Source organism: Leptotrichia sp. oral taxon 879 str. F0557, assembly GCF_000469385.1.
In the GTDB taxonomy this organism is placed as follows: domain Bacteria; phylum Fusobacteriota; class Fusobacteriia; order Fusobacteriales; family Leptotrichiaceae; genus Leptotrichia; species Leptotrichia mesophila.
Genome location: NZ_KI271291.1, coordinates 97,749 through 119,709, shown reverse-complemented (window position 1 = coordinate 119,709; position 21,961 = coordinate 97,749). Strand labels below are relative to the sequence as shown.

23 protein-coding genes are annotated in these 21,961 nt (G+C 28.5%); 4 read left to right on the top strand and 19 right to left on the bottom strand.

Going from position 1 to position 21,961, the window contains the following annotated elements; all coding sequences use genetic code 11:
- Positions 1 to 88: 88 nt before the first annotated feature.
- The 14 genes from HMPREF1552_RS02340 to HMPREF1552_RS02275 form a co-directional block, all read right to left on the bottom strand.
- Positions 89 to 373 (bottom strand): BMC domain-containing protein, encoded by a 285-nt coding sequence (locus tag HMPREF1552_RS02340; RefSeq protein WP_021743440.1) that lies wholly within the window; start codon positions 371 to 373, stop codon positions 89 to 91.
- A gap of 481 nt (positions 374 to 854) precedes the next feature.
- A complete protein-coding gene (cobA, locus tag HMPREF1552_RS02335) occupies positions 855 to 2,348 on the bottom strand; it encodes a uroporphyrinogen-III C-methyltransferase (protein WP_021743439.1) in 1,494 nt (497 codons plus the stop codon).
- Positions 2,335 to 3,303: a hydroxymethylbilane synthase gene (hemC, locus tag HMPREF1552_RS02330; protein ID WP_021743438.1), complete on the bottom strand. Its 969-nt coding sequence runs from the start codon at positions 3,301 to 3,303 to the stop codon at positions 2,335 to 2,337. Before hemC ends, cobA begins: the two co-directional genes overlap by 14 nt.
- Positions 3,300 to 4,340: a glutamyl-tRNA reductase gene (gene hemA, locus HMPREF1552_RS02325; protein WP_021743437.1), complete on the bottom strand. Its 1,041-nt coding sequence runs from the start codon at positions 4,338 to 4,340 to the stop codon at positions 3,300 to 3,302. The genes hemC and hemA overlap by 4 nt, the downstream gene beginning before the upstream one ends.
- Positions 4,341 to 4,872: 532 nt before the next feature.
- On the bottom strand, positions 4,873 to 5,979 hold the full coding sequence (locus HMPREF1552_RS02320) for a histidinol-phosphate transaminase (RefSeq protein WP_021743436.1): 1,107 nt from the start codon (positions 5,977 to 5,979) through the stop codon (positions 4,873 to 4,875).
- A gap of 94 nt (positions 5,980 to 6,073) precedes the next feature.
- Positions 6,074 to 6,727 carry a hypothetical protein gene (locus tag HMPREF1552_RS02315; protein WP_021743435.1) on the bottom strand — a complete coding sequence of 218 codons (654 nt, stop codon included), beginning with the start codon at positions 6,725 to 6,727 and terminating at the stop codon, positions 6,074 to 6,076.
- Between the two features lie 167 nt (positions 6,728 to 6,894).
- Complete coding sequence (locus tag HMPREF1552_RS02310; protein ID WP_021743434.1) at positions 6,895 to 8,400, bottom strand: cobyric acid synthase; 1,506 nt, start codon at positions 8,398 to 8,400, stop codon at positions 6,895 to 6,897.
- A gap of 196 nt (positions 8,401 to 8,596) precedes the next feature.
- Entirely contained in the window at positions 8,597 to 10,414 is a 1,818-nt protein-coding gene (locus HMPREF1552_RS02305; RefSeq protein WP_021743432.1) for a DNA/RNA helicase domain-containing protein, read from the bottom strand.
- Positions 10,415 to 10,601: 187 nt separating this feature from the next.
- Positions 10,602 to 11,096, bottom strand: coding sequence for a sodium:proton symporter (locus tag HMPREF1552_RS02300; RefSeq protein WP_012806173.1), 495 nt, complete (start codon positions 11,094 to 11,096; stop codon positions 10,602 to 10,604).
- A gap of 18 nt (positions 11,097 to 11,114) precedes the next feature.
- Positions 11,115 to 11,621: a hypothetical protein gene (locus HMPREF1552_RS02295; protein WP_021743431.1), complete on the bottom strand. Its 507-nt coding sequence runs from the start codon at positions 11,619 to 11,621 to the stop codon at positions 11,115 to 11,117.
- Between the two features lie 18 nt (positions 11,622 to 11,639).
- A complete protein-coding gene (locus HMPREF1552_RS02290) occupies positions 11,640 to 12,155 on the bottom strand; it encodes a hypothetical protein (RefSeq protein WP_021743430.1) in 516 nt (171 codons plus the stop codon).
- A gap of 17 nt (positions 12,156 to 12,172) precedes the next feature.
- Entirely contained in the window at positions 12,173 to 12,688 is a 516-nt protein-coding gene (locus HMPREF1552_RS02285; RefSeq protein WP_021743429.1) for a hypothetical protein, read from the bottom strand.
- A 14-nt stretch (positions 12,689 to 12,702) separates the two neighbouring features.
- On the bottom strand, positions 12,703 to 13,431 hold the full coding sequence (locus HMPREF1552_RS02280; protein ID WP_021743428.1) for a hypothetical protein: 729 nt from the start codon (positions 13,429 to 13,431) through the stop codon (positions 12,703 to 12,705).
- Between the two features lie 35 nt (positions 13,432 to 13,466).
- A complete protein-coding gene (locus HMPREF1552_RS02275) occupies positions 13,467 to 13,856 on the bottom strand; it encodes a MerR family transcriptional regulator (protein WP_018498379.1) in 390 nt (129 codons plus the stop codon).
- Positions 13,857 to 13,943: 87 nt separating this feature from the next.
- Here HMPREF1552_RS02275 and HMPREF1552_RS02270 point away from each other — a divergent pair, with 87 nt between their 5' ends.
- The gene (locus HMPREF1552_RS02270) at positions 13,944 to 14,723 is read left to right on the top strand and encodes an SDR family oxidoreductase (protein ID WP_039900982.1); all 780 of its coding nucleotides are present in this window, start codon (positions 13,944 to 13,946) and stop codon (positions 14,721 to 14,723) included.
- A 75-nt stretch (positions 14,724 to 14,798) separates the two neighbouring features.
- Complete coding sequence (locus HMPREF1552_RS02265; protein ID WP_021743425.1) at positions 14,799 to 15,212, top strand: hypothetical protein; 414 nt, start codon at positions 14,799 to 14,801, stop codon at positions 15,210 to 15,212.
- 139 nt (positions 15,213 to 15,351) lie between these two features.
- Here HMPREF1552_RS02265 and HMPREF1552_RS02260 read toward each other — a convergent pair whose 3' ends face one another.
- A complete protein-coding gene (locus HMPREF1552_RS02260) occupies positions 15,352 to 15,675 on the bottom strand; it encodes a glutamyl-tRNA amidotransferase (protein ID WP_231370730.1) in 324 nt (107 codons plus the stop codon).
- An 80-nt stretch (positions 15,676 to 15,755) separates the two neighbouring features.
- Complete coding sequence (locus HMPREF1552_RS02255; RefSeq protein WP_018450686.1) at positions 15,756 to 16,124, bottom strand: helix-turn-helix domain-containing protein; 369 nt, start codon at positions 16,122 to 16,124, stop codon at positions 15,756 to 15,758.
- 136 nt (positions 16,125 to 16,260) lie between these two features.
- On the opposite strand from HMPREF1552_RS02255, the gene HMPREF1552_RS02250 reads away from it, so the two are divergent.
- Positions 16,261 to 17,232 carry a nitronate monooxygenase family protein gene (locus HMPREF1552_RS02250; protein WP_021743423.1) on the top strand — a complete coding sequence of 324 codons (972 nt, stop codon included), beginning with the start codon at positions 16,261 to 16,263 and terminating at the stop codon, positions 17,230 to 17,232.
- A 157-nt stretch (positions 17,233 to 17,389) separates the two neighbouring features.
- On the opposite strand, the gene HMPREF1552_RS02245 is transcribed toward HMPREF1552_RS02250, so the two are convergent.
- The 3 genes from HMPREF1552_RS02245 to HMPREF1552_RS02235 form a co-directional block, all read right to left on the bottom strand.
- Complete coding sequence (locus HMPREF1552_RS02245; RefSeq protein WP_021743422.1) at positions 17,390 to 18,736, bottom strand: MATE family efflux transporter; 1,347 nt, start codon at positions 18,734 to 18,736, stop codon at positions 17,390 to 17,392.
- Positions 18,737 to 18,820: 84 nt separating this feature from the next.
- The gene (locus tag HMPREF1552_RS02240) at positions 18,821 to 19,969 is read right to left on the bottom strand and encodes an RluA family pseudouridine synthase (protein WP_021743421.1); all 1,149 of its coding nucleotides are present in this window, start codon (positions 19,967 to 19,969) and stop codon (positions 18,821 to 18,823) included.
- 345 nt (positions 19,970 to 20,314) lie between these two features.
- Complete coding sequence (locus HMPREF1552_RS02235; RefSeq protein WP_021743420.1) at positions 20,315 to 20,974, bottom strand: thiamine diphosphokinase; 660 nt, start codon at positions 20,972 to 20,974, stop codon at positions 20,315 to 20,317.
- A gap of 372 nt (positions 20,975 to 21,346) precedes the next feature.
- Between HMPREF1552_RS02235 and HMPREF1552_RS02230 the strand changes: the two genes are divergently transcribed.
- Positions 21,347 to 21,736: a hypothetical protein gene (locus tag HMPREF1552_RS02230; protein WP_021743419.1), complete on the top strand. Its 390-nt coding sequence runs from the start codon at positions 21,347 to 21,349 to the stop codon at positions 21,734 to 21,736.
- The last annotated feature ends 225 nt before the right edge of the window (positions 21,737 to 21,961 follow it).

Below are 21,961 nucleotides of genomic sequence, written 5' to 3'. Positions count from 1 at the left end.
GCATTTAATGTTGCCATAGTTTTTTCCTCCTAAAAATTTTATTTAATAAACATTGTTTATATGCTATGTCATTTTAAGAACTTAAAAATTATTCTCTTCCTTTTGGCAGAATTGTCTCAACTTCAGCATGTGGACGTGGGATTACGTGAATTGAAATCAATTCTCCTACTCTTTCAGCAGCCGCAGCTCCTGCATCTGTTGCAGCCTTAACTGCTCCTACGTCTCCTCTTACTAATACTGATACTAGTCCTCCACCTACGTGTTCTTTTCCGATTAGAGTAACGTTTGCTGCTTTTACCATCGCATCGGCAGCTTCTATTGCCGCTACTAATCCTTTTGTTTCAATCATTCCTAGTGCATTTAATGTTGCCATAGTTTTTTCCTCCTAAATTGTTTTATTAACAAAATATTCGAATTTTTCACCTCCTTAATTTTTCTAAAATCAATAATTTGTCTATATATAAAAAATTATTAATTGACAAAAATAAAAAAGGAACTAAAAAAATAAATAATTTCTCAAGCTCCTTTGCTTTAAATATTATTGTTCTTAAATATGTTTAGTTTAGTTGATTTTTTCGCTATTTAACAGTCTTTTCAAAAGTTTTGCATACTCCATTGTAACACAACTTCCATTTTGAGTATACTACGATTTTTCATTTTGTCAATACTTTTAAAAAAAATTTTTAAAATTATATTTTAAGTTTATATAAGTGTATTTAAAAAATAAAACACTTTGTATTAAACAAAATTGAAAAAATGTTTTTGTCGTTACTAACATTTTAACACGAAATTATCATGAGTTTTTACATTTTTTTGTTTGTCGCAATATATTTTACAATCTATGATTAATATTCTTATTTTAAACTATCAACAAATGTCAAAATTTCATCAAACAATCCTTCTTCAGTATATTTCTTAGGCTCTATTCCTACTTTTAATCCATATTTTTCAATACTTTTTGTAGTAACAGGGCCGATTGAGGCTATAACTTTATTTTTCAGAATTTCTTTTATTTCCTCATTTTCACTTAAGTTTATGCTATCAGCAAAGGCTTTAAAGGTTGAAGAGCTTAAGAACATTAAGATGTCGCTTTCTTTTATGCATTTTTCTGCTTTTTCCTTTTCCACTTCAACTTTCTGAGTTTTATATACTACAAGTTTTTCATAATTTCGGTTGTATAAATCTGAATATTTTTTTTCATTTACTGGAGAAATATCAGATACTATAAACAGTATTTTTTCTCCTTCTTTAGTAAAATTCACACTTTCGCTTGCCAGTCTTTCCACAGTGTATTCTTCTGGATAAAAATCTGGAATTATTTTATATTTTTCAATTTCTTCAGCAGTTTTTTCTCCCACTACACCTATTTTAACATTTCCCAAAGAACGAATATCCTTTACTTTTCTCATAAATCCAATAACAGAATTTATGCTGTTAAATAGAAGGGTACTGTATTCCTTCAAATCAGGCATTTCAAAGTCGACATATTCTATATTAATAAATGGAAGGCTCAAAGCCTGTCCGCCAAGTTCATTTATTTTATTTGATATATTTTGTTGTTTTTCCCTATTTCTTGTAACAAGAATATTTTTCCCAAAGAACGGCTTATTCTCAAACCATTTCATTTTTTCCCGTAAATTTACTACTTCTCCAATCAAAATAATGGCAGGCGATTTTACATTATGCTCTTTTACTGTATTTACTATTGTTTCCAATGTTCCTGTGTAAGTTTTCTGTCTTGTCGTTGTTCCATCTTTTATTATTGCGACAGGGGTTTTTGGATTTTTTCCGTTATTTATCAAGTTTTCTGTTATTTTTTCAAGATTGCTTAATCCCATTAAAAAAACCAAAGTTCCTTCCAATTTTGCAATAACTGGAAAATCAAGTTCTATTCCATTAAATTGCGTATGTCCAGTAAATACATGAAAGGAAGTATTAATTCCTCTGTGAGTAACAGGAATTCCAGCATAAGCTGGCACAGCGATTGAAGAAGTTATCCCTGGAATTACCTCAAAATCTATATTTTCAGCAACTAAAGCCTCTATTTCTTCCCCTCCTCGTCCAAATACAAAAGGATCTCCTCCTTTTAGTCTTAGAACTTCAAGTCCTTCTTTACCTTTTTCAACTAATTTATTATTTATTTCTGCCTGCAATTTTCCTCCAGCAGTATTTTCTTTACCCATATAAATCATTTCTACATCAGATTTTGCATATTGTAAGATATTTTCATTTACAAGCCTGTCATAAACAATGCAATCAGCTTTTTCTATCACGTTTTTCAATTTTAAAGTTATAAGCCCCTCATCTCCACAGCCTGCTCCTGCGATATAAACTTTACCTTTTCTCATTTTTCATCTCCTCTTCCTTTATTTCTTCAGCCAATTTTTGTGCAGTTTCCTTTGGATTTTCCCTATTTCCTTCAACTTCTTTAAATATTCTGATTCCGTTATCATTAAACATTCCCTTTAATTTTAATGTATTTCCTTCAATAACCGATGAACAGCCTATCGGAGTATGGCATCCTCCATCAAAAATTTTTGAAAATTCTCTTTCAGCTTTACACATTATCGTAACTTCATCATCATTTATAATTTTCAGAAGATGTCGTATTTTATTATCATTTTCCCTGCATTGAATACACAAAATCCCTTGTCCTGGTGCTGGCATAAATGAATCTTTATCAAAATATTCAGTAATTCTGTTTTCCAGTCCAACTCTTTTTAATCCAGCCGCAGCCAGCACAATCGCATCATATTCCCCATCATCAAGTTTTTTTAACCTTGTGTGAATATTTCCACGAATTGCTTTTATCTTTACATCATTTCGCAAATTCAAAAGCTCCTTTTCCCGTCTTATGCTTCCTGTCCCAATTACAGAATTTTCATCAAGTTCTTTTAATTTTTTTCCATTTTTTGAAACAAGCACATCACGGTTGTCTTCCCTCATTGGAAAACACGCATTCAAAAGCCCTTCTGGAGTGTTCTGCGGCATATCCTTTAACGAATGTACCGCCAAATCTATTTTATTTTCCAGCATTTCCTTTTCGATTTCCTTCACAAATAAGTTCTTTTGCGTAATTCCTTTTATTTTTGTAAAGTCCCTTAAATCCTTATCTCCCTTTGTAACTATAACTTTCAGTTCTATTTTCAGCGGACTTTTTTTCTCAAACCCTTCAATTTCGCAAAAATTCTCATCTTCTCTTAATTCGTCATATTTTTTAATAAGCATTTCCTTCACTTTTTCCGCTTGTGCAAGTGCCAAAATACTTCCTCTCGTTCCAATAATTATTTTATTTGATTTCATCCATTTTCACCCATCTCAATATTTTTCTGATTTGTATATTTTCTTCTTTTTTCAAGTTTTTCCGCTATTTTTTTCAACTGCTCCTCAATAATGTAAGAATATTTTTCTACAATTTCATCCCGTTTTTCCACATTTTTATTATATTCATCCCAAATATCCTCCAAATGATAAAGCGAAGCATTTTCAAACTCCCCAATACTTGTTTCAATATCTCTCGGAACTGCTAAATCAAGGAAAAACCGTTTTTTTCCATCATTCAAAATATTTTGAATTTTCGCTGTTTCAAGAATCAAATGTGGTGCAGAGGTGGCACTTATTACAATGTCCATATTTTTTATAACATTATATTTCTCATTAAATTCTGCTGTCTGAACGTCTGGATACACTTTCTGCAATTCAATTGATCGTCGTAAACTTCTATTTGTCATTGTCAAATGGCAATTGTTCATTTTGTGAAGAAGTGCAAGAATTGACTGGCTCAAATCTCCCACTCCAATTACAAATATTTTTTTATTTTCAAGGCTCTCAAATTTTGTTCTTATAAATTTTACAGCTATCGAATCAAGTGAAATATTTTTTTCATTTATCTTGCTTTCCGCCCTAAATCTTTTCCCAGTTTCTATCGCCTGATTAAACATTATATTCAAAAATGAAGATGTAATATTTTTGTCAAGAGCGTCAAAATATGCTTTTTTAAGCTGTACAAGAATCTGATCTTCTCCCTTTATTATCGAATCCAGCCCACAAATCACCCGCAACAAATAATTCACGGCTTCAGCACCTTTATAGTCCTTCATCTTATCAATTCTAAAATCCCTCTTTAACCTCTCAATTTCAAATTCCTTGCTAACATCCAAATAAAGCTCTATCCTAAGGCAAGTTTCGACAGCCACATACCCTTTTATAATCCTTTTTTCCAAATACTCCCTCAAAACATGTCTATACCCCTCTTTTACAAACTTTTCCCTTTCTTCCAAACTCAAATTTTTATAACTAAAACTTAGAATATAAAAATTTTTTACTAAATTTTCCTTCATTTTTTCTCTCTCCAATTTTTATTTTATAGAATTTTGTAATTTTTTAAAATAATTTTTCTTAATTTCTATCTGCAAAATGAATATTACTAAATTTATTTGTTATATAAAATGATGTTTTAGTATTTTAATTTTTTTATTTTTACTCTTTCTCTTCACAGACGATTACCTATATTCTATTAATTTTTCCATTTTTTGTCAATTCAATTTAATAATAAGATTCTCAAACATTCTAATTAGTAAATTTATAACAAATTATACTCAAACCTACTTAAAATTAAACTACTAAAAATTATATAATTTTAGGGTTTGAGTAAAATAGTCATAACTTTTAAGTTTAGTTTTAAAGCAGTTTTACTATAAAATAATAGGGAATATCTTATAAATCATAAGAATCCCCATTTAAAATACTAATAAACATATTCCACCAATTATAACTTTTACTTTATTAGTCGAAAAATCAATACCAAGTTCTTTCTCGTTGTCAGAATTTCTCATATATAAATTGCTATCAAATCTGATAAGTTCAAATTTTTTATTTTAAAATTTCTCTCAAAGTCTCAATAACTCTATCATTACTCTTTCTGTCCTTAATTGCCAGCCTAAAAAATCTTTCATCTAAAAATTTAAAATTGGACGCATCCCTTATCAAAATTCCTTCTTCCATCATTTTTTCCCGCAATTTTTTCACATTCATCCCTTTAGAAATCAGTTCATCTTTTATTTTTACGCAAACAAAGTTTATTTCAGTTTTATAAGGCTTTATTCCTGAAATTTCATTCAGCCTTTTATACATGTATCTTTTTTCTTCTGTTATCCAGTTTAATGTCTTTTCTATGTATTTTGTATCATCAAGAACCGTTATTCCAGCCATTTCAGCGATATTGTTCACGCTCCACGGCTCTTTTTTTTCAGCGATTTTCTTTTCCAAATTTTTGTCAAAATAAATTCCGTATCCCAATCGTAATCCTGGAATAGCAAAAAATTTTGTAAATGCACGAGTTACAAACAAATTTTTCTTATTTTCTCCACTATTTACAATGCTTTCCTTTAGTCCATCCTCTAAAAATTCGATAAATGCCTCATCAATAAATAACTTTGTCTCATATCTATTGCATTCTCTCAAAATTTCCTCTGTTTCAGCCATTTTCAAAAATTTTCCAGTCGGATTATTCGGATTGCAAATTATTACCAAATCATATTTTTTCTCAAGTTCCTTTTTTAATTTCCCAATATTAAGCCTAAACTCATCTTTTTCTTCTAATTCAAAATATTTAATTTCAATTTTCTGACTTTCAGAATTTTTACACACTCTTACTGCCCTTTCATATTCCCCAAAAGTAGGCGATACAATCAGCACTTTTTCGGGCTTTATTACTTTTATAAACAAAAATATAGCTTCTGTCGCACCATTTCCCAGCACAATATTTTCCAATTCAACTTTATTCAGATGAGCCAATTTTTCACGTAATTCTATATAATCAGGGTCAGGATACCTCTCAAGAATCCCAATATTTTCAGCAATCTTCTGCTTTAGGCTCTCAGGCACTCCGTAAGGATTTATATTTGAGCTGTAATCCAGTATTTCTGTTATATTTTTTTCCCTAAATATTTTGTAAATATTTCCACCATGAAAATCCATTTTCCTCTCCTTGTACAAAACTTATATTGATAAAATATATTAACTGTTTTGTCTAAATTTTCTTTAAAATCAAATTCATTTTTATTTCAATCTCTTATTTTTTAATTTCAATATTTTTTAAATTACCGTTCAATAAATCAAATGTAAATATATTTTCTTCTAATCTTCCAATAATTTCTTTATTTTCAATATCTATTTCTATTTCTCCAAAATTATATAATGAATAGTAAATATCTTCTATTTTTTGGGCTTTTAAAATATCTTTAACATTATTTTCTGAAGGAGTTTCTACATATATGGAAAAAGTTATTTTATTTATTTTTGATATAACATCTTCAGGGTTTACACAAAATTCTGCGTGCATAAATCCTTTTTCAGGATAATAATATATTTCCCCTGTATCTACATCATCTACATCTAAAAGATCGTATTTTTCACATAATTCAGTTGTCATCTCATTTCCAACTTTAAATTCGCCTAATAAATAATTTTCATCATAGATTTCTATTTCCACTACTTTTCTTGAATATATGTCTATGTGAATATATGAATTTTCTATTTCCATTATTAAGTTATATCTTTCTCTTCTGTCATTTTTACGATACTCTGTATTATAAATTTTCATAAGAGGATAAATTTTTTCTATGCTATCTCCTAATGTTATTCCTTTATAATTATAAATTTCTAAATTTTCGTTTTTATATCTTTCTACTAATTCATCATCATTTTTATCATATTCACTCTTCATTTTTTCTAAATCTCCTAAAAATTAATTATATCGTTTTTTATTTCGATGTCTTTAATTTCAGCAAAACATTTTTGAAAATTTTTAATTATATATTTTCTGATTTCATTTGTCACCATATCCAAAGATAAAGTACATGGACAATCTAAATTTTTATTACAAATGTCAATTTATTCCATCCCCATTATTTCATAAACCTTATCAATATCGACATTTTCTCGCAAAATTTGTGCTAATTTATCGTATTCCCTGTTTTTATATTCTTTGAAACTAAAGTCCTCATCGACTTTGTCTAGTCCTTTAAGTTTTCTTACTTCGTTCAGAAAATGATTTGTAAATTCAGAATTGTCAAATATTCCGTGAATATAGGTTCCGACAACATTTCCTTTTACAGCACCTTTTAGCTTTTCATCGTCAAAGATACATTTTATCTCGGTTTTTTCCTCATTTACAGGATAACTGTAGCCTTGATGTATTTCATAGCCTTTTATTTCAATGCCATCCATTCCAGCGAGTATTCCGTCTGCATTTTTTATTTTATTTTCATACTGTGTTGTTGTTTTTGCCGTTTCCATAACTGTTTCTATGTCTAATAAATCTAAGCCTGAAATTTCTTTTAGATTAGACTCAATATTTTGAGGATCCATTATTTTTTGTCCCATTATTTGAAAACCGCCACAAATTCCAAATACTATCGTTCCTCTTTTTGCAAGCCTTATAATTTCCCTGCTTATATTTTTATCAATCAAGTCCTTCATGTCTTCCACAGTATTTTTGGAGCCAGGAATAATAATAATGTCCTCATCTCCAAGTTCAGAGCTTTTTGTAACATATTTCAAGGAAACATCGTTATAATGGCTAAGTGCGTCAATATCAGTAAAATTCGATATATGTTTTAGTTTAATAACCGAAATCCGAATTTTCCCTTCTTTTTTCACATTATACTTATCAATCCCTAAACTGTCCTCTTCCTCGATTCCAAGCGGTACAAACGGCACTACTCCCAGAACAGGCACATTTGTCAACTCTTCAATCATCTCAATTCCAGGAGTCAAAAGGCTCTTATCTCCTCTAAATTTATTTATAATTACACCTTTTATACGTTTTTTCTCACTTTCCTCAAGCAGCATAATTGTCCCGTAAATTGCCGCAAAAACACCGCCTCTGTCAATATCAGCAACCAGAATAACAGGCGAATCAGCCATTTCCGCCATTCCTGTATTTACAATGTCGTCTTCCTTCAAGTTAATTTCCGCAGGGCTTCCTGCCCCTTCCAGCACACAAATATCAAAGTTATCCCTTATGTGATTATATGCTGCCATTATATCCTTTTTTAAATTATGTTTATAAGCAAAATATTCCCTTGCATCCATGTTTTTATAAACTTTCCCATTCACAATAACCTGCGATTTTCTGTCTGTTGTAGGCTTTAGCAAAATCGGATTCATAAATGCCTGAGGCTCGATATTAGCCGCTTCAGCCTGCACCACCTGAGCTCTCCCCATCTCTTTTCCATCCTTCGTAATAAACGAATTTAAAGCCATATTCTGTGACTTGAACGGCACTACACTATATCCTTCCTGATAAAATATTCTGCAAAATCCTGCATTGATTATGCTTTTTCCCACATTAGAACCTGTCCCCAGCAACATTATATTTTTATGTTTTCTTCCCATAAATCCATCTCCTTTTAGTTATTAAATATTTTTATTTCTAAAAGTCTATAAAATTATATTAATACAGTATCTTAAATTTTTTATTTTCTCTACTTTTTGAAAAGGTTTTTTCTCTTTTATTATGTAAATTCTATTATTATCAAGTTTTTGTAGTCTTTTTCTTTTACAATTAACTTTTATTAAAAAAGTCAAATTATTATAAAATTTCCATTCCTACTCCTACTAAAACTTCATAAACTGGTGATAATTTTTTTGGAACATAAATAATAAAGCCATCACGTCCACGTGTAAGCAAAACTCGATAACTATTAATACGATACAAACTATCTCTTTCATTATTTTTATCAAATTTTTCCCATTTTTTTTCTTTTTCATTCCACAACATATCCTCACCCCAGCCAATTATAGGCATATCAATTTCTAATCCTTGACATTGAAATTCTGAAATTGACTGTTCTATTCGATAATTAAAATCATTATCATTAAACCATTTTACTACATTTATATCAGTATTATTTTTCTTATTTTTGAAATTTTCAGAATATTTAGCTTGAGATGAAGCCATTACGCCGTAATATTTTTTCTCATTTTTAGAATATCTTTTAAAACAATACTTTTTAGCTTTTCCAAAACTATGTGTAACATACATATTAAATCCTGAATTTAAAATTGATGGAGCTAATTCTTTTGCTTTTTCTATATCACCATTTAACAAAAAATTCACAAATTGACTTACTTTATTAGCTAAATGACTTCTCAAACTAACATCCAAATCAAAATTATTATTTTTCACAACATTATTTGAATTTTCAAATAGAGAAGTTAATCTTTCTGGACAAATAACTTCCCATTTTTTCTTACTTTTACTAATCGCCTCGTTCCAATGTGCTAAATCAGAACTTTCACCATTATAAATTTCTTGTCCTTCTCCTACAAGAACTACGAGAACTCCCCAATCTAACCGTTTTTCTGCTATTTCAATTAAAATATCTGGTTCTGAACGATTAATCTTTTTCTTAAAATTCATTCGTTCTTTATCCCAAGCACGCTGTCCTTCATCAAATACAATTACATTTTTATCAAAATCCGTTGCTCCCTTTTCCAAATACTCATTAATAACTTTGTGAATACTTTTTACAAATACATTACTATTTTTTCCCAGTGTACTTGATAAAACTTTTATTAGTGAGCCATTTCCAGATAAATAAACAGAATTTACATCTTCAATACTTTCACAAATATCATAAACATACTGTAATCCTAAATATGTTTTCCCCGCTCCCGGCACTCCAGTAACAAACACCAAAATATGTTTTTTATTTTTTTTGGCATCAATAGTTATATTTTGTAAATTTTCCATAGCAGCAGGAATCCTAGTGCTATTTATTCTACGAATATTGGGAAGTTCCTCATTTTTCATTATAGCTCGTGCAGCTTCTATAATTGTAGGAAGTGGTTCGTATTTTGAATAAATCCAATTTTTTAAATTTTTTCCATTCATTTTATTTTCTTTTGTTACTATTCTTTGAATTACTTCTGATAAATAATTAATTGAACATATAGTAATGCTCTTTCTTCTCCTAGGTTTTTTATTTTCAGATTTTGTAAGTACTAAAATTGGTATTATTTTTTTATTTCTTGATTCAAAATGATATTCTTGAATATCACGAAAATACGCTACTGTTTGATCAATATCTTCCACCAAAAAATTCTTTTTCATTTTAAATTCTAAAATAAAAACTTTTTCATTACTCAAAATAATAACATCTATTCTTCTCCCACCTTCATACGGCAATTCATATTCAAATATAATATTAAAATTTTTCTTAATTTCTTCAATTTTTACAAGAATTTTTTTCAACTGCTCAAAACTATCATCCCAAGCCTTAATTTGCAGCTCTCCAAGTTCCAAATTATAATTTTCTCGAAAATTCTTTTTCATTTTATTTAACCAATTACTTTTTTCTTCGTTTAAAAAATTCTCGATAGAATTTGCGTAACAATAACGTTTCATATTCCTAATTCCCCCTCTTACTTTCTAAAAAAATCTAAATTACCAATTTTTCCCAACAATATTGAATTCTTATTTTAATTTTTCCTAAAAAAATTATAATGTTTTCATAAATAACTTATTTATTCTTAGTAAAATAATTATAACAGATAAAAATGCCATAAGCAAATTGGATTTGCAAAAAATATTTTTATTTTCTTTTAGATTTTATTCTGTCCAATACTTTCTTAACTTTATCGCTATAAAATACTCCAATTACAAATGAAACATGCGATAATATACAAAATATATATTTTCTCCCATTTGTCAAACGAGACATTATCGAACTATATTCATTTTCAAAAATAGCTCTAAACACAAAATAAATAAATATTACAATCATTACCAAAATTAATACTTTTTTATTCATTTTTTTTAGAAATCTTTTGCACAAATATCCTAAGAAGTACATAATTCCCAATATTATTATCAAGCAAAACAACGAAAACACAATTACAAAAATCTTCAAAATCTGCTCTGGAGCTTCCAACAAAATCCCAGTAGAAAATAATGTAAAAATAAACCAAAACAAATATGCTAACACTGGATATATTACTGACTGAACTAAAAAATAAATTATTGTAAATAAAATTAATCCTAAAAAATTATTCGGTTTTCTCACAAGCTTATTTGTATTTTTTTCCACTTATTTTTCCTCCTTCTTTTATTTTTTTCTTTTAAATTTTATTCTGTCTAATACTTTTTTGACTTTATCGCTATGAAATGCTCCCATTATATACGAAATATGAAATATAGTACAAAATATATACTTTTTCTCATCTATTAAAGCATCAATTATTGAATTTTGATCTCCAGCAGCAGCTTTGTACAAAAAATAAATCAATATTACAATCATTACGGTATTTAATCCTATTTTATTCATTTTTCCTAGAAAATCTTTACATAAATATCCTAAATAACACATAAATCCAGATAATATTATCAAACAAATACAATAAAATAGATAAGTTAAAATAACTTGAATTTCTTTTATTTTTAAAATTCCCAAAGCATCTGCTATTCCTCCAAAAATCAGCGTGAAAGAAAACCAGAATAAAAATCCTAATAGCGGATATATCACATTCTGAACTAAAAAATAAATTATCGCAAATAAAATTAATCCTAAAAAATTATTCGGTTTTCTCAAAAGTTTATTTGTATTTTTTTCCATTTATTTTTCCTCCTTCTTTTATTTTTTTCTTTTAGATTTCATTCTGTACAAAACTTTCTTGACTTTATCACTAAAAAATACTCCAACTGTGTAAAAAATATGTGATGCTGTACAGAAAATATGTATTTCCCGTGCTGTCGGCGCAAACATTGCTGTACTTTCATCTGTTTCTGTAAAAACTTTATACAAAAAATAGATTAAAATCGCTGTCATTACACAGCCTAATATCGTTTTATCCATTTTTTTCAAAAACTTACTGCACAAATATCCTAAGTAAAACACAAGCATAAGAACCATTATTAAAGCAATTCCCGAAATTACAACAGCAATAGTGGTCATAGCCACTTGCGGAAGATGTAAAAATTCCAGAGCATTAATAATAATTCCTGCTAACGGCATCGCAAAAACCAGCCAGAACAAAAGTGCTAATGCCGGATATATTGTTTTCTGAAAGAAAAAGTAAATCACTATAAATAAAACTAATGCTAAAAAGCTTTTTGCTTTTGACATAAATTTATTTTCATTTTTTTCCATCCTTTTTTCTCCTTCTTTTATTTTTTTCTCTTAAATTTTATTCTATCCAATGCTTTCTTAACTTTATCACTAAAAAATACTCCGATTGTATAAAAAATATGTGATACTGTACAGAAAATATGTATTTCCCGTGCTGATGGTGAAAACATTGTTGTATTTTCATCTGTTTCTGTAAAAACTTTATACAAAAAATAAATTAAAATCGCCATCATTACACTACCTAACAAAGTTTTATTAATTTTTTTCAAAAATTTACTGCATAGATATCCCAAGTAAAATACAAACATAAGCACTGTTAGCAAAGCAATTCCTGTAATCACAATATCAATAATACTTATGGTTCCTTTTGAAAGATTTAAAAATTCTAAAGCATTAAAAATTATTTCTTCTATCCGCATTGTAAAAATTAACCAAAACAAAAATGCCAATGCTGGATATATTGTTTTCTGAAAGAACAAATAGATTATTGTAAATAAAATCAATACTAAAAAGTCTTTTGGTTTTAATGTAAATTTATTTTCGTTTTTTTCCATCCTTTTTTCTCCTTCTAATCTTTATTACTTTTTGTAATTTTTCTATTTTTTATAAATAGATAAATAATTTCTATAAGCAACATTACACTCCAAAACATCAAATAGAATGCTCTGTCTTTTTTATACTTTGTTTCCAATTTCTTGCTTAATTCTGAATTTAAAGAAATATTTTCATCTAAATCTCCTGTTTTATCTAATTGATATTGATATAAGATTTCTTTTTTACTCCCAAATTTATCAACAAAGTACTCAGCATCCTGTAATTTTATTTCTTTTAAACCTAATCTTTTTTCTAAAGTTTTCTCATCTAAGTTATATTCAATTTTATTGTCGTTAATCCAAAAATATGTTTCTGATTTGACATCATATTTTCCTTCGTAAGAATCTGTTTCTTCTATATAACCAACCCAAGTATTATTAATTTTAGCTAATCCATTTAAATACAAAATCAAATCTTCAGGCTTCGTCTTATCAACAAGTTTATAAACTTCATGCTCTGAATCCGAACTCAAAGTTCTTTTTATCAAAAAATTTTGTGATATTTTAATCTCACTGTTACGGTTAACTGTGTCATAAGGAAAACGAAGATACCTAACAAATAATAATGATAAAATTGTAAATGCAACAAGAAAATTAAACTTTCGTTTTGAAACAAAAAACCAGAAAGTTAATAAAATTAATACTGGAATTATAAAAGGTGATAATAAAACAAATCCCCAAGTTATATTTGTATTTGTAAGCATATTTACTCCTAAATTTCTATATATTTATGACCCTTTTATTTTTCAGAAATACTTTTTAAAAAACTCTCATAAATCTCAAGTTTATCATCAAGATTTTGTAAATATTTTTGCCACTTTTCAATTTCTATATTTACATATTTTTTATGATTTGTCAAAATTTTCATTCTTTCTTTTATCGTTCCGTTCCCTTCATATCGTAAATCTGAATATTTCTTAATTTCACTCAATTTCATTCCCATGTCTTTTAATCTTTTTAACATTTTTATCCATTCAATATCAGTTTCATCGTATATTCTTCTATTCTTTTCGTCTCTTTTTACACGAAACAGCTCCTTTTTTTCATAAAACCTTATTGTGTATGGAGTTAAGCCTGTTTTTTCTGAAAATTCCTTTATTTGCATTATTTTTTGTTCATTCTTTTTCATTTTATTTTCTCCTTTCAAAAAAGTTATTGACTTATACTATACTCTAACTGCTATCCTTTATTTATCAAATTTATGGAGGTAACAACTATGAAAACCAAATATACTGTTATAACAGGAGCAAGTTCGGGAATAGGTAGAGCTGTGGCTCTAAAATTTGCAGAAAGAAATAAAAATCTTATTCTGATTGCACGAAGAAAGAATTTACTAAAAGACTTAAAAAGCGAAATTTTGAAGAAAAATCCTAATTTGGACGTTCTTGTAATAGATTTTGACTTAACTGATGTCGGTAAAATCCCTGAACTATATTCAAAATTAAAAAATTATCACATTGAAACTTTAATAAACAATGCAGGTTTTGGAATGTATGGAGATGTAAAAGAGCAGTCTTTAAATAAAATTTCAGATATGCTTCATCTCAATGTAGAGGCATTAACTTTGCTATCTTCTTTATACGTCCAAGATTACCACAACGAAAAAGGCTCCCAATTAATCAATATCTCCTCAGCAGGAGGCTACACAATCGTTCCAAACGCAATTGTCTACTGTGCCACAAAATTCTACGTAAACGCCTTCACAGAAGGACTTGCACTAGAATTAAAGCAAAACAACGCACAATTAAAAGCAAAAGTCCTAGCACCCGCTGCAACCAAAACTAACTTTGGAAATGTGGCAACTGGTAAAACTAATTTTGATTATGATAAATCTTATCCAAACTATCATACATCCGAAGAAATGGCAGATTTTCTCATTCAACTTTACGAAAGCGACAAAACTGTCGGTTACATAAGCCGTGAAACTTTTGAATTTGACTTGTCCGATGGATTTTTTCAAAATGCGTTTAATTCTAAAAATAATGTGAAATTTTAAATATTAGTTTTTATTATTGATTTTCCTAAAAAAATATTATAAAATATACAAAAATTGTTATTTAGGAGTGATTTTATGAAAAAAATTATATTTGCGTTGTTTTTACTGACTTTTAGTTTAAGTTTTTCTAATTCTGATATTGACATAATATCTAAAGAACTTTGGAGATGTACTCATTCCATCGATAAAAACTTTAAAGGACTTACTTATGTAAAATTTTTAAATGAAGATGGTAAACCTTCTATTTCAATTAGTATATTAGACAATCGTGCAGCACTAAAAACAGGAAAAGTTACCCTTGAACTTTCACAATTAGATTATGAAGTAAAAGAAGACGAAAATTCCATTTATTTTACAAATTTGAATGAAAAAACAAATGTTTTTTCTAATTATAAATTATCTTATTCATTTGATAAAAAGAATAGACCTAAAATGGATTTATATCGTATTTCAGATAACAAAAAACTTTGCAGTCTTATAACAAATTAAATTATCAAAAATACAAAAATAATCAATAATTTTTAAGCAACGATTTCTTAGTAATTTTCGTTGCTTAATTTTTTTCCGACGGTTTTACGATTGGTTTTTTCCGACGGTTTTTTTACCAATCGAATTTAATAATATTTTCTCAAAAATCGCTATCTTTAAGTATTTGAAGTAATTTATTTATATCATTGTTTCCGACGGTTTTTATATATCTGATATTTCTAGTTGCCCCTATTTTTTGTAATATATCATTTTTCACCAAATATCTTAACAAATCTCTCGCACAGCTTTCTTTTATATTCAAAAGTTTTTCTAATTCCAATCGTGTAAGTTCATCATTAGTTTCAAAAAACTCCATTATTTTTTGAATTTGCACTTCTAAAATCTTTCTTTTTTTGATTTCAGTTTTAATTGTGGATTCCCTATTATTTAAATTTTTTATAAAATCATAATTTAAGTTTTTCATTACCACTCTAAATCCATTAAAATCTGAAAAAAATTCAACTAATTTTGTTTTCTGTATAATCATAGATTTATAATATAATTCTATATACTTTTATTTTTTATGTATTCCTCAACATAAAAGTTACCAAATTCTTCCATTGTATCGAGGACAGGAATCAATTTTTTTCCTTTCTCTGTCAAAAAATATTCAACTCTAGGAGGAACTTCAGGATAAACTTTTCTTCCCACGATACCGTCTTCTTCAAGTTCCCTTAACTGTTTAGTAAGTGAACCTTGAGAAATATTCGATAAAAACTTTTTGATTTCACTATATCTTCTGGCTTCATTTTTTAAAAACCAGATAATTGTTATTTTCCATTTTCCTGCAAAAATTTTTTGAGTATAATTTATTCCACATATTCTATTATTCTTTTCAATATTCTTTATTTTGTATTTTTTTAAATCTTTCATTATAAAACCTCCTCATATCACAAAAGTACATTTTTTAATACTATGTCATTTTTTATTGCCTACTTCAATATTTAGTGTAAATGTATTATAATATTTTAAAATAAAAAAATCAATAAAAATTGAGAGGAGAATAATAATGAAAAAAAATAGAATAACAGAAATTTTAGGAATCAAATATCCGATAATACAAGGACCAATGGCATGGCTAACAGATGCAAAACTAGTAGCAGCCGTTAGTAATGCCGGTGGACTAGGAATTTTAGGACCTAGTGCAGGTCAAACAACAATGACGCCTTCTCCACAGGAAACAATGGAAAGAATGAGGGAAGAAATTAGAAAAACAAGAGAATTAACTGACAAACCTTTTGGTGTTGTAATAATAGTAGATGTAGATATGAAATTTACAAATCCTCTTTTAGATATGATAATTGAAGAAAAAGTTCCAGTTGCACTTGTAAACGGAGTCGCAGGAATGGATTTTGAAAGTACATTTAAAAGATTAAAAAATGCTGGGATTAAAATAGTCTTTAGAGGGGAACCAACTGTTGAAAATGCTAGAACTATAGAAAAATTAGGAGCATATGTATTTGTTGCAACAGGATTTGATGAAGGAGGAATGCTTCCAGGAGGGCAGATAGGAACTTTTTCAATAGTACCTTTAATAGTAGATTCTGTAAAAAATATTCCTGTTATGGCTGCTGGAGGAATTTCTGATATACGTGGTGTCAGAGCTGCATTTGCACTTGGAGCTGAAGGAGTATTTCTTGGAACAAGATTTTTAGCTACAGAAGAAGCAAGAACAGCACATAACGTAAAAGAATTAATGCTAAAGACAACTGCTGAAGATTTACATATTTTTAGAACATTGCCTCACTTTTACAGATCTATTCCTACAAAACTATCGGCAGAATTAGTTGAAATGGATAAAAACGGTGCTACAAGAGAAGAACTGTTCTTAAAACAGGGTGGAGGAAAAAATATGAAACTCGGAATGCTTGATGGGGATGAAAATGGATACATTTCGGTTGGTTTAGGAGTAAGTTTTATTAAGGAAATTAAATCTGTTAAAGAAGTTGTAAACGAATTAATGGCTGATTTTATTGATTAATTAGAGAGGTGTCTCATAAGTTAGAAATAATCCCAAAAACATATATATTATATATTCTTAGAAATTAAAGATGTTTGTTTTTATTAATTTTATAAAAATAATCATATATAAAATTTATGATTTTGTATTTTTATTCTCCTTATGAGACATCCTTTTTTTATTTCATTTTTCTAATATACCCATTCCCATAAAACGCAATTCCCAGTTGTCCCACCATCACAATCCAAATCAGCGGCTCGCAAATCATTACTCCAAAATAACCCAATTTCGGCACGATAAAAATTACGAAGATTATTTTTCCAAAAAATTCTATTACGCTAGAAACAAGAGGGATTAATTTCTCACCAAGAGCCTGTAAAGCGTATCGCAAGTTAAAGAGGATTCCTAGTATTGTGAAAAATGGGGAGGCAATTTTTAGGTAGGTTGAGCCGTTGTGGAGGACGATTTCAGATTCGGAGCCTGACATCAGGTGAATCATATTTTTGGAAAATAAATATACAAAAATTGTGATTCCGATTGCAAAAATTATATCCATCATATTAGCGTAAAATACACCTTTTCGGATTCTATCTACTTTGTTTGCACCTTTATTTTGAGAAACGAAAGTTGCAAGTGCGAGTGCTATTGTAGTTAGCGGAATGTTGCAAAATCCCATAAGTTTTCTTGCCGAAGTATGTCCAGCTATAATCAAATATCCAAACCCATTTATCGCATACTGTAAAATAAGCGTTCCCATAAGTACAATTGCAATCATAAATCCCATAGAAAGTCCCTGTCCAAGTAGTTCCTTGTACAATTTTTTATCAAATCTGAAATGTTTTTTTCTAGGTATTAAAATCGGTTCTTTTACGTAAATGTAGATAATACTTAAGATAACTGAAATCGCCTGTGCAATAACTGTTGCAACCGCAGCTCCGCCAATTCCCATTTTAAGGGAAGTTATGAAATAAATATCAAGGAAAATGTTTAAAATTGAGGCAATTACCAAAAATATAAGCGACATAAAGCTGTTTCCGATTGCACGTAAAAGTCCTGACGATAAATTGTAGGAAAAAGTTACACCAATAAACATTGTTATTATGTTTATATATTCAAATGCTTCTTTTATAATATTTTCAGGCGTATGCAAGATTTTTAACAGCGGCATAAGAATAAACCGTGATAAAATCATTACTCCCACAGTAATCCAAATTCCAATAACAATCGAGCCAGCCACAGACTTTTTCAAAAGATTCTTATTATTTGCCCCATAATTTCTAGCCGTAACCATACTAAGTCCGTTTCCGATTCCCAACGCAAATCCAAAAATCAGCTCAAAAATAGCCACTGAAGCCCCAATAGCCGCAAGCGAGTTGTCCCCCAAAGTATGCCCCACAATAGCAATATCCGCCATATTGTAAAGCTGCTGAAAAATATTCGACACAAGTATCGGTATCGAAAAAATCAGAAGCGACTTCAAAATATTATCATTTATCAAATCAACCGAAAAATTAAATTTTTTCATTTTCTGTCCTTTCTTTTTGCTTTTTAAATCGTAAGTTTTTTATTCTTATTTTAAAAATAGTTTTTTGGAAAAAATATAATTTTTCTATTTTTCCAAAAATTCTTTCATATCCGAAAAAATTGGTATTTCCAGTTCAACTTCCTTTTTGCTTGCAGGATGTGTAAATTTTACCTTATAAGCGTGCAAAAATTGTCTATTTATTTCAAGTTCTTTGTTTAAGCCATTTCCGTAAAGTTCGTCTCCTACGATTGTGTGTCCGATGGATTTTAGGTGAACTCGAATTTGATGAGTCCGCCCAGTAAATAGTTCACATTCTACTAATGTTGCATTTTTTTCAGGATAAGTTTTCAATACTTTTACAGCTGTTTTTGCGTATTGCCCCCTCTCATCAATTATTCTTTCCAAATTATCCCCATCCCGAAAAATCCGTCTTTCAATAATTATTTTATTTATTCTATTTTTTTCCAAAATTTCATTATTAAAATTATTTTGATTTTTCAAATTTAAATTATCTTTTGCATTTTTACTGTTAAAATCTGTATTTTCTCCAATTATATTATCTTTTTTTTCAATAGTTAAATTATTTTCTATTTTCTCTATTTCATCGTATTTTTTCATTTTTCCAAAATTAACTTTTTCAATCTCAGGCTTTAAATTTTCCTTTTCCAAATCCTGAATCTTATGTTTTTCCCCATCTTTTGCAAGTTCTTCATTGATTCTAGCAAGTTCTTTGCCATCAATAATTCCGTTAACAATCGCCAGATATTTTTTCTCAAAAATCGAAAAATTTTGTAAAAATGCCTGTGCAAAACTATTTTTGGCAATAATAATCAGCCCAGATGTATTCATATCGAGCCTGTTGTAAAATCGTGGCACTCGAACTTCACCATATTTTTCCAAAAAATGATTTACAATTCCGTTTGCAAGTGTAAAATCAGCTTTTTTCTGTGTCGGATGTGTCAGCAAAAATGGCTCCTTATTCACAACCAAAATATCTTCATCTTCAAAAATAATATCAAGTGGCAGTTTAATCGGCTTAATGTCCGTCCCCTTTTTCTTCTCTACAACTCTCAAATTCCCATGTGACGGCAATTTCTTAGTCAGTCTTACCTGCTTTCCATTCAAAAAAACTTCCACATTTCTCAAACTTCTCCCCGAATAATTCTGCACTTCCCGCAAATACTGCGAGATTTTCATCCTCTGATGTTCCTTTTCGATTCTAAATTTTTTCATTATCTATACACATCCTTTTTACAAATTTATTTTTTTAATAAACTTTAAAATATTTAATTCTTACTCTAATCATCTCAATAAACCATTTTTTAAACTTATATTTTAAATTTGTTGTATTTTATTATACAATCTATCATTTTAGTAAACCGACGGAGCTTTTATTTGTTCGACTACGACTGTTTGACGACTGGAAGGAGGAGTTTCGGAGTTGAGCAAATAAAAGTCGGAGTCTAGCCATAGGTACAGGATTTGCGGCAATGAGCAATCCTGTAAAAAAAAAGAAAAACACATTAATTATAGAAAAAATATTTATTAATAAAAATAAGTTGCTAAATAAATCTATTACTAAATATTTTTATTATTATTTTTCAAAATAATTATCAGTTTCCCACTTTCAAATTCCACACTTGCCTCATCTCCGCAGATTACATTGCTCACAAGTCTGGAACTTTCCCTTTTCACATCAATTTTATCTGTTTCAAATTTAAAGCCCTTCAAGGTTAATTTTTCAACTTTTTCACTAATTGGAATGATTGAAAATTCATATTCCTTTTTATTTTTTAGGACAAAAGATTTTTCTGCATAAAAAATTTCTTCATTTTCCTGCAAAAAAACAAGATTTTTATACTTTTCCATTATGAATAAGTTGCTCAAAGTCATGTCAATTCGTTTCCCAATCCCACCAACAACAAATATTTTCTCAACAAAATTCTTATTTTCCGAAATTTTATTAATTTCTTTCAAAATCAGTTCAAAATCTGTAAAATCCTTGTCTTTCGGGAACTTTTTTATCAAAATATTCTTACTTTTATAATATTTCAAAACTTTTTTCTCAATTGAATCCAGATCTCCAACAATCATTTCTGGTATTTTCCCATATTTAAAAGCAAAATTTGCTCCACCATCCGCACAAAAGCAAACTGCATTTTCCGAGACAAGTTTATCCATAAATTCCTGCGAATATTTATATTCCCCATTCAAAAAAATCACATATTTTTTCTCCATTTTTCTCCCTTCAAATCAAGAAGTATACTCAGACCTATTTTAAATTAAACTGCTAAAATTATATAAATTTATGGTTTGAGTAAAATAGTCATAGCTTTTGAGTTTGGTTTTAAATAAGTTTTACTATACAATATATTTATTATACTGTTTTATCTAATTATTTACAAGTTCAATAATTTATAATTATAAACCGTGTCTTACGGAGCATGTCTACTAAAATTCAAATTATATTCAAAAAAATATAAATCGAGTATAATAAAGTTAATAAAGTTAATAAAAAAAGTTATTATAGAAAGGTATTATTTAAGTTATAATATTTTTTTAAAATATGCTATAATTAATTTAAATTATAGTTAGAAGAAGGAGAAAATAATGAAAAAACTAGTTATTATGGTTATGTTGTTATTAAACATTTTTGTATTTGGAGAAAAGTTCCATAGTGATGGCAATTCAAATTTAGAAAAGTTGAAAGGTACTTGGGATAGTAGATTTTGGGAAATTGTTAAAAAGAAAAATGAATGGTATGTAGAAGATCTAGATCCAGCGATGGATATAGATGTTCCATTATTACAAATTAAGCCTTACAAAAATGGTGCTTTGGTTATCGACTATACAAATCTTGGTTCTGATTATGTAGGAGGTCTTGTGTATTTTGGATGGGACACAAAATATAAAACTTTAGTAATTTTAGATAAAAACTTAAACATTGAAAGTAAAGAAGAGAGATATGTCGCATGTTTACATAATGGAACTTGTAATTAGCACAGTATTTAATATTATTTCTGTTTAAATAGCAGATTCATTATAAATTTTAAATTAAAAGTTTTTAGCAAGGGGGTAAGCCCCCTTGTTATTAAAAAGATTTTATTAAATATCATCAAAGTGGTTTAATCATATCATAAAAATTTTCCAAAATCAGTAAAATTTCTTCCCCGTAATCCCTAATTTTCCGCTTTCCCATTCCCTTTAACTGCGAAAGTTCTTCCA